Raw genomic sequence first — 12,879 nt, 5'->3', positions numbered from 1 at the left:
GACTTTAGTCTTTTTTGTATGCAATCTGCTTTTCGGAGCATAAGCTGCCGCAGGCTTATGAAGTATCTCCAGACCTTATGCTTATGATAGTGTGTGCCTCTACTGAATCGCCCTGTGTTTCGTAGGCACCTCCAAGCCTTATATTAAAGTTATCTATGAGTATTCATGAGTCGTCCCCGCTATACTGAAGAATTAAAATTCGAAGCCGCCAGGTAGGCTATATAACGGGGTTCATCGTTATTCTTAGAATAAGGTTCTGTACTAATCCTCTCCCACCACCACAATTGCTGAGCATACTGTAGGATGGTTAGCCGTTCTAACTACCCTATTATAAATGTAGACGCTTCTGCGCTTATGAAAGTGGTGTGCCCATTGTATTCTCATCTAGGTCAGGTGCTTTTGGCATCATTTGCGCGAGCGGATAAATGTTCGTAGTTGTTCCTAACGCTCAAGGTACCTTCTGTTTGCAACAATGAAGGGCCTATAGATCATATGTCCTACAGTTTTCGATTATTCTATGTACTTAGGGAACCTATGATTAACGTGATGAGCGCGGGCCAGACAAGGCCAAAATCGATGAAAAATGGATCGGTCTGGCATGCGAGTTTACGGGTTGTAAATGAGTATTTGGGTGGGGGCGCCGAGTCCGGGACTCGCGCACGAGGCGATTTTTAACGCCATATGGGCAAGCGCAATAGTTAATCAGAGGTTTCCTAGAATTTTGATATACGAGTAGTACATGATTAAACGCAGCCAAGTCACTATCACCGATATCGCCAAACATGTGGGCATGACCAACATGACGGTGTCGCGTGCATTGAAACAGCCTGAGAAGGTCCGGCCAGAGACGCGTGAGAAAATACTTGCTGCGGCAAACGAGCTGGGCTACGTACCGAATGCCTTCGCCAGCCATCTCCGAAGTCGTAAGAACCGGCTCATTGGCCTCGTGACAGCCAGCGTGGATAATCCCTTTTACAGTGAGGTAATCAAGGCAATTTCACGTGCGGCTAAGGAGCATGACTACACCATCATGCTGATCGACACCGATGGCTCGCCAGCGCTTGAGGAAGTGGCGATCGATACACTGCTCAGTTATCAGGTGGCGGGTATTATTCTGTCGCCAGTCTCTGACGATGCCAGCTATCGACCCATTTATTTGGAACGCCTGCGTAAGGCCAACTTGCCGGTGGTGATGCTGGATCGAACTCTGGATGTGACTGACTTCAGTCGTGTGGTACTGGACAACCATCTTGCCGGAAGATTGCTTGGCGAGTTGTTGGTGAAGAAGAACATCGAGCGAGTGCTAACATTAACAGGACCACGTGGCTCACAAATCACACGGCATCGGCTAGCTGGCCTCAAAGAGGCTTATGAGGAAGGTGGCATTCCGTTGTCATTGGAGCAACGTCCAGGAGATTACACCTTGCAGCCGGCCTATCGTGATATGGCCGCCCATCTTCGCCGAGGTAAGCTCCCCGACGCCGTATTCGGTTTTAATCAGTTGATTACTCTGGGGGCGATGCGGGCCCTGCATGATGCGCATCTATCACGGGATGATGTTCTTGTAGTAGGTATAGATCGACTTCCCTATGCCGATATTTTCGATGTATCGATCCCCTGTGCAGTGCACGACACCTACCAATTGGGACACGAAGCATTTCGATTGCTCTTCGAACAAATAAAAGACCCCACGACCGATGGCCGTGAGGTCACGATCTCTGCCACGCTGATACAGTAAGGAGAATGGGAACTTAATGTGATCGGCGTGCTGCGTCCATCGATATACCAATCAGTTTTACTGAATCACAGTGCCGCCAAGCGTTCGGCAATCTGCTCTTCAAGGCGCGACTGGTCATCGGCGAAACGGCGGATACCCTCAGCCAGCTTGTCATTGGCCATGGCGTCCTGATTGTGTCCCCAACGAAAAGCAGGCTCGTTGAGGGGGGGTGGCCGTGGGCCGCCATTGCGTGTCATAAGCACATTGGGCTTCACTTCGCCCATTGTAGTCGCCAGTACTTCGAGCAACACTGGCGAGATGGTCAACCTTGGGCAGCCGGCGAGTGCTAGCACCTGATCGGCGGTGCGGAAGCTGGCGCCCATCACGACGGTATCGTAACCGCCTTGACTGACCCGCTCGCAGACGCCACGCACGAACTGTACGCCGGGGTCGTTTTCGGGGGTGAAATTTTGTCCGGTCTCCTTTTTGTACCAGTCGGTGACACGGCCGACGAAGGGAGACACCAGGAACACACCAGCATCGAAACAAGCCTGGGTCTGAGCATCGCTGAACAGAAGGGTGAGGTTGCAGTTGATGCCTTCTTTCTCCAACACTTCTGCAGCACGAATGCCCTCCCAGGTCGAGGCTAACTTTATCAATATTCGATCTTTGGCCACTCCTCGCTGCTCGTAGAGTGCAACCAGCTCGTGCGCCTTGCGGATGCTGGCCTCGGTGTCGAAGGACAGTTTCGCGGCTACTTCGGTTGATACGCGACCAGGGATAAGCTTGGCAATCTCGCTGCCCATGGCCACGGCAAGGCGATCCACGGCATGTTCTGCCTGCTGATCACGGGTATCGGCTTTGACTGCAGCGAGTTCCTGATCAATTAACGCTTGGTAACCCGGTAACTCAAAGGCCTTGAGCAGCAGTGAAGGGTTGGTAGTGGCGTCGTGAGGTTGGTAGCGCTGAATGGCCTCCAGGTCACCGGTGTCGGCGACCACCATGGAGTGCTGACGAAGGGCGTCGAGCTGATATGTCATGGCGTATTGTCCTTCAACTGAGAATAGGTTTGGTCAGGCACAGTGATTGATGTTCAGTAATAGTGATCGGTCAGGGCCTGACGATAACGGGTGTAAGCTTGTTCATAGGCGGCAACGCATTCCGGCTCGGGATCCGCTCGTGAACCCTCGTCGAGTTGTACTAGTCGGGTGCAAAGTCCCTCGAGCGAGGCGTTGGGGTAACGCTCGCACCAAGCCGCCTGCAATGCCGCGCCAAGAGCAGCGGCATCGGTAACTGCGGGGCAGATCACTGTAGTGTCGGTGATATCAGCGATCATTTGGCGCCATACCGGGTTCTTGGCCCCGCCGCCGATCAGGCGGATCTGTCTGGCACCTTTAGCTAGGTCACCAAATAGTTCGAGACCGTAGCGCAGGCCGAAGGTGGCGCTCTCGACCACTGCCCGGCAAAGATTGGCCTGGGTGGTGTTGACGCTGGTCAGGCCTAGGAAGCTGCCGGTGGCCAAGGGCAGTGCTGGAACCCTTTCGCCGTTGAAGAAGGGCAGCACTGTTACCCCTTCGGCACCGATAGGTGCGGCGGCTAGACGCTCGTTGAAGGTTGTCAGATCAAGCCCTAACAGTTCTCTCACGCGGGTGGTGGCTGAAGTCACGTTCATAGTGCAGATCAACGGCAGCCAACCGCCGCTGCTGGAGCAGAAATTGGCGACCATGGCGCTGTCGGCGATCACCGGTGCATCGGAATAGGCGCACACTGTCCCTGAGGTGCCCAGGCTCAGGGTCACTAGTCCTGGAGTGATATTGCCGGTACCGATGGCCCCCAGCATGTTATCGCCGCCACCGCTTGAAACTACCACGCCATTGGCCAGTCCCAGTTCCCGAGCTAGGGCAGGGCGCACCCTCCCAGCTGGCGCGTGGGGCTCGATCAGCCGTGGTAGCACTCGCGCTGGATCGAGCTCTGGAGCTATCTCGGCGAGAACGTCCTCGCGCCAGCGTCTGGTATGAGTATCGAAGTAGCCGGTACCGGACGCATCGCCTGCCTCGGTAACCCGCTCTCCGGTCAACCAGAAGTTCAGGTAATCGTGTGGCAGTAGCAGGCTGTCAATGCGGTGGTAGGCCTCGGGGTGTGTTTCGCGCAGCCAGGCCAGCTTGGAGGCGGTATAACCGGTTTGTAGCACCAGCCCCAACTTGTCTAGGCAACCCTCTTCGCCGCCCAGCTTATCGACTAAGGCGGAGTTGTGGTTTGCGGTTTCGGTATCGCACCACAGTTTGGCTGGGTGCACGGGCTCCCCAGCTGCGTCCAGCGCTACTAGGCCGTGCTGCTGACCAGAGACACCAATGGCACGGATTGCCTGCGTGTTGATGCCAGCGGATTCCACGGCATCAGCGAATGCACCTCGGAAGGCCGCCAGCCAGTCGGCCGGATCCTGCTCGCGTCGGCCGTTGGCTTCCTCGCGAAGGATATGGGGCCGGCTAGCCTCGCCGAGGATGCGACCAGCATCTACATCAACCACGACTACCTTGGTACTTTGGGTGCCACAGTCCACACCGATGTACATGTTAGGCTCCTTGCCGGTAAAACACGGTGACTAGTGAGATGTGAAACCGCCATCAATCGGCAGGCTAGCACCGCTGATCATTGAGGCCGCCGAGCTCAGCAGGAAGGCAACCGGCAGAGCAACTTCACGAGGGGTGGCAAAGCGTCCCAAAGGAATGGCTGCCAGCATCGGGTCGCGCTTGGCGGGGTCTGCCCAGGCGCGTTCGGCCATAGGGGTCAGCGTTACCGTAGGGTTAACGCTGTTGACGCGTATGCCCTTAGGGCCTAATTCGAGACACAATACGCGCGTCATAGCATCCATGGCCGCTTTGGACGCGCAGTAGCCGAGATGCCCCGGCAGGGCAGCCATGGCCGCCTGACTGGAGACATTGACGATGCTGCCCTGGCGACCATTCGCAATCATGTGACGTGCTGCCTCCCTGGCCACCACGGCACTGGCGGTGACATTAGTGGCCATGATTTGCTCAAGGTCTTTCGCTTTAACGTCAAGAACGTCGTCAAGTATTGAGATACCCGCACAGTTGACCAAGCCATCAAGGACAGGCATCTCAGAGAAGGACGCATTGACCGCCGCTTCATCGGTAATATCAACGGCCAGAGTAATCGCACCAAGCGACTGTTCCAGTTCGGCGAGAATGTCCTGATTGCGGCCTATCAATACTAGGTTAGCGCCTAGCTCGGCGAGGGCCTGGGCAATGTCGAGACCGATGCCGCTGGTAGCGCCCGTGACGAGAATGCGTTGATTCTGAAGTTCGAAATTCATGAAATAAGTTCACTCGCTCAGTATGTGGTTGGTATTGAGCCGATGCATGATCGGCTTGAGCGTCGGATAGAGCTGACAATAAAGCGTGAAGAGTTCATCGTATCGACAAGCCGCCGTCTCGCATGGAGTGGCGCGCTCGACCAGGGTGCCATGTTTTAGAGGCTTGGCCAGGTCGAGCAAACTGCAAGCCTGACCGGCCAGCAGGCCAGCACCTAGCGCTGCCTCAACGCTCTCGCGGTAGGTGTAGACGGGCATGCGGGTAACGTCGGCGATGATTTGCATCCATAGATCCGACTGAGAGGCACCGCCGACCACAATTAGGTGGTCGTCGAGGGCCACCCCTTGTCGGGTGCCTGCTTCCATGTTGTGCCGTAGAGCGAAGGTCACACCTTCCAGCACGGCTCGGTAAAGATGATGGCGCTGGTGATAAAGGCTGAGTCCAATGAAACCTGCGCTGGCATGGGCATCCCACACAGGGCTGCGCTCACCCATCAAGTAGGGTAGGAAGAGCAGACCATTGGCTCCTGGGGGAAGCTCGCGTGCGGGCGGCTCGAGACGTTCAAAGGCGCTGCCGCTCTCAACGGCTGCGGCCTTGTCCTCACCACAGAAGGTATCGACGTACCAACTTACTGAAGCACCAGCGGTAAGAGCCCCGCCGAAGGTGTAGATCTCCTGATCGCCGTTCAGCACGTGGGGCATGCTGATCAGCCCCAGGCTGGCGTCGGCGCGCCGGTTAATCATTCCCCAGCACATGCTGGTGCCGATCATAGCGACATGATTGCCGGGCCGTGTCGCCCCTGCTGCCAGTGTGGCCATCGCCGCATCGACGCCACCGGCGAACACGGGGATACCCTCGCATAGGCCCAGTGAACTGGCCAGCGACGGCAGCAATCCGCCGACCGGTGTCGCCGAGCTCACCAGCCGACTCGGTAGCTTTTCACGATCAATACCCAAGGCTTCTAGCATCTCTGTCGACCAAGCGCGTTTCTCTAAATCGTAGATGCCACCGATGTTGCCAGCAGAACTGTGGTCGATTGCAATTTCGCCACTCAGTAGATAGTTGATATAGCTGTTGGGCGGCAGCAGGTAACGGGTTTGCTCCCAGACGTCGGGTCGCTCGGCTTTGAGCCACATCATTTTGGTGAAACCGTAGTAGCTATCCACCCCGTTTCCGGTGATATCCCCCAGCTGGGTCAGGTTGATGTGCTCCTTTACCCACTGCACCTGAGCTTCAGCTCGGCGATCCATCCATATCAAGCAGGGATGGAGGGGCCGGATATCAGCGTCAACTGGTATACCCGAGCCACCGTAGAGGCTGCTAACACAAAGCCCTTTGACGTCCCGAGGATTAATGCCAGGGGTACTAAGGCAAGCGCTTAGGCAACCGAGTACAGCTTCCCACCAGACATCAGGCCACTGTTCGGCCCAGAGTGGGCGGGGGGTATCGACTCGATAGCCTCTGCTATGTTCGGCCAGTATCCGGCCATTACCATCTAGTACTAGAGCCTTTGTGCTCTGTGTGCCGATATCGATACCGATAACAGTTTTCATGCAGCTCTCCTTTTCTCGGCGCGGGACTAACCTCGCCAAAGAGTATGTCGGCACTCAGGGCGAGCGCTTGCGGCTGATATAGATCGCCAGCAGGATGATCAAGCCCTTAATGACGGTCTGGAGGTAGGGAGATACGCCCATCAGGTTCAGGCCGTTGTTGAGCACCCCGAGCAACATGGCGCCAACAAGAGTCCCTAGGATCATGCCACGACCCCCGGTAATGGCGGTGCCCCCCAGCACTACGGCAGCGATGGCATCGAGCTCGAAGCCGACCCCCGCGTTGGGTTGGCCGCTCATCAGCCGCGAGGTCAGAATCAAGCCTGCGATAGCCGCTGTAGTGCCGCTTAGGGTGTAGACCAGTAGCTTGTAGCGCGACACTCGGATGCCGGAGAGACGAGTGGCCTCTTCGTTGCCGCCGATGGCGTAAAGATAACGGCCGGTGGCAGTATGGCTGAGCAGCACATAGCCTAAGGCATAGACGGCGATCATGATCAGTATGGGCACCTCAATGCCGACCAAGCTTCCGCGCCCAAAGAAGGCGAAGCTATCCGGTAGGCCAGAAATCGGGTAGCCGCCGGTATAGATCAGACCGAGCCCGCGGGCGATGCCCATAGTCGCCAGGGTGACGATAATTGGTGGCATGCCAACAAAGGCAACAAAGACGCCATTGAAGGCCCCGAACCCTGCGCCCACCAGCAATCCGAGGATGATAGCCAGCGAAGGTGGGACACCGGCAACCATCAAGCCAGCCATGACAGTACCCGACAGAGCCATCACCGGGCCCACCGATAGGTCAATGCCGCCGGTGAGGATGGCCAGACTCATGCCCACTGCGATGATCGCGATGATTGACGATTGGCGCACCAGGTTGGCCATGTTGCTCCCTGTTAGGAAGTTGTCATTGATTAGCGACATGGCAATGAAGACGACGATGAAACCGATCAGCGGGTAGAAGATTGGAGTACGGCGCCAGCGGGCCAGTCGCGTCTTAAGTGACTGAGGTTTGGTGCTGGAAGTTGAGGCGAGCTGGCTCATGCGCTGAGTCCCCCCGTAGCATGGTGCATGATGGATTGTGAACTGATATTTTCGCCTTCAAGTTCGGCGGCAATCTCACCTTGGTAAAAGACCTCGACGCGGTCACAGAGACCGAGGATTTCTGGCAGTTCTGAAGAAATCATGATGATCGACACGCCTTGCGCGGTGAGCTCCTTCATCAAGGCGTAGATTTCGGACTTGGCACCAACATCAATGCCGCGTGTAGGTTCATCAAAAATCAGCACCTTGCATTGGTGACCAAGCCAGCGGGCGATCACCACCTTTTGCTGATTGCCACCACTAAGGTTACCAACCGGTGTTTCTGGACTAGGGGCTTTAACCCGCACTGAGTCCATCAGGTTCGCGGCGGTGCGCGACTCCTGACGGCGCTTAATCAGTGGCAAGGCGCCCTGGAATTGCGTCAGATTATTCAGGGAGATGTTATCGCGGCACGAGAACGGCAGTATGAGCCCCTGGGTCTTGCGGCTTTCCGGGAGCAGCCCAATTCCCTGCTTGAGGGCAGTTGCTGGGTGGCGGAGCTTAATCGATTTGCCTTCCATACTGACCTTTGCATGCACAGGGCGCGTTGCGCCGATCAGCCCCATAGCCAGCTCCGTGCGACCGGAGCCCACCAAACCAGCGAAGCCAAGGATCTCGCCACGATGAAGTTTCAATGAGTACTCGGGACCATCGGGGGCGAGGCGCAGGGCTTCGATGTTCAGCACCACATCGTCGTAGTCAGCATCGCAACGCCGTTTGGGAAAGAGATTCTCGACGCGTCTGCCGACCATCTTCTCAATCAAGTCGTCGGGGGTGGTCGATGCGGTGTCACAGTCATCAACCTTTTCACCATCGCGCATCACCGTAACGCGATCGCAGATAGTGAAAATCTCCTCCATATGGTGGGAGATGAAGACCATACCGACCTCTTGCTGGCGCAGCTCACGCATGATGGTGAACAAGTGATCGGCTTCGCTAGGCGTTAAGGTTGCTGTTGGCTCGTCGAGCACCAGAATGCGTGCATCCAGGGATAGGGCCTTGGCAATTTCGATAAATTGCTGGTCGGCGACGCTTAGCTCAACAATAGGACGGTCTAGGGGGATAGTGACCTTAAGACGCTCGAACAAGCGCTGAGCTTCGGCGACCATGCCACGTCGGTCACGCAGTCCTAATCGATTGCGTTTTTCGCGTCCCAGGAAGATATTGTCTACGGCGTCTAGGTAGGGAATCAGGCTGAACTCTTGGAAGATGATGCCGATCCCCGCGTCGAGAGCATCTTGATAACCGTGAAAATCGCAGCTCTTGCCATCAATGATGATTTCTCCTTCATCTTGTCGGTAGATGCCACAGAGAATCTTCATTAGAGTCGACTTGCCGGCTCCGTTCTCGCCAAGCAGTGCATGCACTTCGCCAGCATGGATATCGAGCGACACATTCTGCAGGGCCTTAACCCCAGGAAAGGACTTCGAGATATGTCTCAAGGATAATAATGGAGTCATAGGGGTACCCTCGTGTGCCACCAGAGGTGGCACACGCTGTCGGCGTCTTTGGTAGGGGTTACCAGCTGAAATCGGCGGCTTTATCGCGATCGATCAGCTCGACGTCAATGGGGATTTCTGCAGGCGCAGTTTCAGCCCCCCAGTACTTGGCCATTGCCAGGCCGAGCCCCACGCGAACCATATCTGCGGGATATTGCGCTGAAGTGGCGATGAACGGTGAATCGGCTTTCTGTATCTCGGCAACGGCCTCGGGATGTCCGTCGACACTGACCAACTTGATATCCTGGCCACTGGCTTCAATGGCGATCAGGGCACCCAAGGAGCCGATGTCGTTGACGCTGAATAGGCCGTCGAGCTCTGGGTTAGCCTGGATGATATTCTCTGTCACCGTCATTGCATGGGTGCGTTCCTGACGGCCGTTCTGCGTAGTGACAATTTCAATGCCGTCATGCTCGTCGAGCGCGGCGTTGCAACCATCGATACGCTGCAGGATAGGCACGACTGGAATGCCATCCAGCAGGGCTACTTGGCCTTCGCCGTCTAGCTGCTGGGCCAGATATTCGCAGGCTTTATAGCCAGCATCGTAGTTTTTTGACCCTACGAATCCGTCCACTGGGCCGTTGGCCTGAGCATCAATGGCGACCGTGGTGACGCCGGCTTCCTTAGCAGCCAGCACCGCAGTTTCAACACCGACGGAGTCGGCGGGGTTAAGCAGTAGGATGTCGATTCCCCGCTGGATCATGTCCTCGACATCGCTAACTTGCTTGGAGACATCATGGCGGGCATCAGTGGTGATCACTTCGGCTCCTATGCTCTCGGCGGCGCTCTCCAGTGCCTCTTGCATAGTCACGAAGTATTCGTTGTTGAGTTCCTGGAAGGACATGCCGATTGTCAGGGTATGCTCATCAGCTGATGCGGTCACTGCTGTTAAGGCAGTGGCGCTGGCGGCGAGGAGAACCGTCTTGCGAAAGGGGGCTGCGATATCACTAATTTTCATGGTTAGCTCCAGATTTGTTATTGTTGCGTTGCAAGGTGCAGTAAAGCTGACTTTATCAAAATGTTAACGTCAACATTTGAAAGCTAGAAGAGTCCAGCGGACAAAGCAATAGAGCTCAGACCAATGTCTACTAGCTCCTGTTCTGTCTCTTCGAGTTTTCCTACTTCACATATCGAAATTGCTAGGCAGAACCACCATGTCACGAATGGTCACATTGCGAGGGCGAGTCAGAATGTACATGACAGCATCAGACACATCCGATGGCTCAATAATGCTGCCTGACTCTTTCGCCTTGCGCAGGTTTTCTTCAGGCCAATCAGCAAGCAAAGCACTGTTGACAGGGCCTGGTGAAACCGAAGCAACACGGATGCCATGTTTCAAAACTTGGCGGCGCACGGTCTGGACGAAATTGGTCATGGCCCACTTGGAAGAGGCGTAGACCGGCTCCCAATGGACGGGGAAATGCCCAGCTACCGAGCTCGTCACTATGATGTCACCAGTTCCGCGTTCGATCATGTGTGGCAAGATATTCTGGACGTTCTTCATCACGACGCTGACATTTAGGCTCACCATTCGGTCAATGGCATCTGGGTCAGCGTCGAGCAAGTCACCCCCGATATAGCTGCCAGCATTGGCGTGGAAGATATCGAGTTGGCCAGCTTTCTCCAAGATTTGTGACAGCAACGTTGCGCAGTCCTTAGGGTCGAGCAAGTCCATGACCAGGGGAATCGCAGCATCGCCCAATTCCTCACAGATTGTCTTCAGTGAGGCCTGATCGCGGTCAACCAGTACGACACGAGCGCCTGATGCAATCATCGCCTTTACAGTAGCAAGCCCTATTCCCGATGCCGCGCCGGTGACAGCTGCGACCTTTCCTTTCAATTCATTAGCCATCAAATTCTCTCCTGTAATTGTCTTTTTTTAGTCAAAGCGACTTGAAGTTTTTGAAGCATTTGTACAGTGGATGGGTGCTGATATCTTCTAAATGTTAACGTCAACATTAATGAACACTAGTCGCCCACCATGGGCAAATCAATGGAGGGTAGACCAATGTCTAGAGTAATGATTGAGCCGAAGACATTTCAGCTAGCTGAATGAGCGCATTCGAAACGCGCGCTACGGCCTTAAGGCATAATTATCTGCCAACAGCCTAGAGGGTAGGCTCTTTCGAGCAAAGAACAGAAAGATCTTCAAACGTAATTCCCCCATATGGCAACCGCTGTCTGCTAATCTCGCTTACCGTGGATATATTCCCCTAAACGTCTCCTGGTGGCCTTCGAACAGTAGCGCGGATTATTCAGCATTAAGCTTATACCGAAGTGACTTGGGCGCCAAAGAAGTAGTACTTGTTCTGCTTGACTAGTCGCTCAATCAAGGGTGTCTTATCAACGTAGTAGTAATAGTCACCTTCACTGGTGTCAGAAAAGATCTGAACCCCAATGGAAAGTTTACGACGATAAGCAGATGACATGCTCGACTCCGATAATGTAACCCATTCGGCCATTGTGACATTTTATTATGCTGATAGGCGGGGAGAGGAGGTGCTTTTGCAAGGTGGTCATCATGGAGTGTGAAGAAGCGCGGATAGGGCCCTATTGCCAAAGGTCAAAATGTCCAAAAACCGGACATTTTATAATCACGCTATGTGGCCGCTTTGGTGGTGGCGATGGGCACCTGTCGGTGTAAATCGGGACAAAGCGGAAAGTGCTATTAAAGTCCTATATCACTTCAAACCATTGTTTTATATAAATTAAATCGCGTTTATCGATAGGGTGCCTTAGTGGGTAAGTCCACCGGAAAGACTTAGAATTAGCCTCCGAAGCTGAGGGTCGCAGGTTCAAATCCTGCCGGGCGCGCCAAATTGTTAAAAAGGGGCCTGCGAAAAATCGTGGACCCCTTTTTTTGGTTTGGCTGTTATCGGCCGAGGCTGTGTGAAAACGTAGCTGTCGCTATACTTATCCCATGACTAAGTGTGGGAGGTACCGATGAAACGGTTCGTCGCAGGTGAATCCCGATCCCAAGCTACCTTGTTTCCTGAGCTTCTGGATGATTTTGTCTCAGAAGATAATCCGGTTCGAGCCATTGAGGCTTTTGTTGACGCCCTTGATCTCAAACAGCTGGGCTTTAATGGCGTTGTCCCTCATGCGACGGGTCGGCCCGCCTACCATCCCGCCGTTCTTTTAAAAATCTATCTCTACGGCTACCTCAATCGCATCCAGTCTAGCCGCCGACTGGAACGTGAGGCACAGCGTAATGTTGAACTCATGTGGCTAACGGAACGCCTAACGCCGGATTTCAAAACGATCGCAGATTTCCGCAAAAACAACGGCAAAGCGATTCAAGCTACTTGCCGCGACTTTGTCTTGATATGTCGACGCCTAGGGCTCTTTTCACATTCGGTAATGGCGATTGATGGCAGTAAATTTAAGGCAGTCAACAATCGAGACCGTAATTTCACCTTGGCTAAGATGAAGCGGCGGGCAGAAGAAATCGATAAAAGTATTGAGCGTTACTTACACCAGCTCGACGCAATGGATCAAGGCTCTGCCGCTATCACAGAAATGCGGACAACAGGTTTGAAAGAAAAGATCGCTTCCCTAACAGAAGAAGTTCAGCAACCCTGAATTCAAACATTAAGCGCAGCACCTGCGGTTTTCAGCGCCCCTGAATACTCTCCCAGGAACACTTGTGCCGGTGTCCGATACCCCAAGCGTTTTCTGGGGCGGTTGTTCAACTTGGCAACGAC

10 protein-coding genes and 1 pseudogene are annotated in these 12,879 nt (G+C 54.6%); 2 read left to right on the top strand and 9 right to left on the bottom strand.

Annotated features, from left to right (window positions below; genetic code table 11):
* Positions 1–739: 739 nt before the first annotated feature.
* On the top strand, positions 740–1,738 hold the full coding sequence (locus tag QT231_RS03190) for a LacI family DNA-binding transcriptional regulator (RefSeq protein ID WP_308335486.1): 999 nt from the start codon (positions 740–742) through the stop codon (positions 1,736–1,738).
* Between the two features lie 65 nt (positions 1,739–1,803).
* Here QT231_RS03190 and tal read toward each other — a convergent pair whose 3' ends face one another.
* The 9 genes from tal to QT231_RS03145 form a co-directional block, all read right to left on the bottom strand.
* On the bottom strand, positions 1,804–2,757 hold the full coding sequence (gene tal / locus QT231_RS03185) for a transaldolase (protein ID WP_308335485.1): 954 nt from the start codon (positions 2,755–2,757) through the stop codon (positions 1,804–1,806).
* 53 nt (positions 2,758–2,810) lie between these two features.
* Positions 2,811–4,289: a xylulokinase gene (xylB, locus tag QT231_RS03180; RefSeq protein ID WP_308335484.1), complete on the bottom strand. Its 1,479-nt coding sequence runs from the start codon at positions 4,287–4,289 to the stop codon at positions 2,811–2,813.
* Between the two features lie 30 nt (positions 4,290–4,319).
* On the bottom strand, positions 4,320–5,051 hold the full coding sequence (locus QT231_RS03175; RefSeq protein WP_308335483.1) for an SDR family oxidoreductase: 732 nt from the start codon (positions 5,049–5,051) through the stop codon (positions 4,320–4,322).
* Positions 5,052–5,060: 9 nt separating this feature from the next.
* Complete coding sequence (locus QT231_RS03170) at positions 5,061–6,602, bottom strand: FGGY-family carbohydrate kinase (RefSeq protein WP_308335482.1); 1,542 nt, start codon at positions 6,600–6,602, stop codon at positions 5,061–5,063.
* A gap of 54 nt (positions 6,603–6,656) precedes the next feature.
* A complete protein-coding gene (locus QT231_RS03165) occupies positions 6,657–7,637 on the bottom strand; it encodes a ribose ABC transporter permease (RefSeq protein WP_308335481.1) in 981 nt (326 codons plus the stop codon).
* Complete coding sequence (locus QT231_RS03160; protein ID WP_308335480.1) at positions 7,634–9,136, bottom strand: sugar ABC transporter ATP-binding protein; 1,503 nt, start codon at positions 9,134–9,136, stop codon at positions 7,634–7,636. Before QT231_RS03160 ends, QT231_RS03165 begins: the two co-directional genes overlap by 4 nt.
* 58 nt (positions 9,137–9,194) lie before the next feature.
* Positions 9,195–10,133 (bottom strand): ABC transporter substrate-binding protein, encoded by a 939-nt coding sequence (locus QT231_RS03155; RefSeq protein ID WP_308335479.1) that lies wholly within the window; start codon positions 10,131–10,133, stop codon positions 9,195–9,197.
* A 165-nt stretch (positions 10,134–10,298) separates the two neighbouring features.
* The gene (locus QT231_RS03150) at positions 10,299–11,027 is read right to left on the bottom strand and encodes an SDR family oxidoreductase (protein ID WP_308335478.1); all 729 of its coding nucleotides are present in this window, start codon (positions 11,025–11,027) and stop codon (positions 10,299–10,301) included.
* A 415-nt stretch (positions 11,028–11,442) separates the two neighbouring features.
* Positions 11,443–11,604 (bottom strand): AAA family ATPase, encoded by a 162-nt coding sequence (locus QT231_RS03145; protein ID WP_308335477.1) that lies wholly within the window; start codon positions 11,602–11,604, stop codon positions 11,443–11,445.
* A 514-nt stretch (positions 11,605–12,118) separates the two neighbouring features.
* On the opposite strand from QT231_RS03145, the pseudogene QT231_RS03140 reads away from it, so the two are divergent.
* Positions 12,119–12,748, top strand: a pseudogene (locus tag QT231_RS03140) (transposase); the annotation flags it as partial.
* Between the last annotated feature and the right edge of the window lie 131 nt (positions 12,749–12,879).

This window comes from Halomonas sp. SpR1 (genome assembly GCF_031010175.1).
Taxonomy (GTDB): domain Bacteria; phylum Pseudomonadota; class Gammaproteobacteria; order Pseudomonadales; family Halomonadaceae; genus Vreelandella.
Note: the sequence above shows the minus strand (reverse complement) of the source record. Positions and strands in the feature narration are given on the sequence as shown.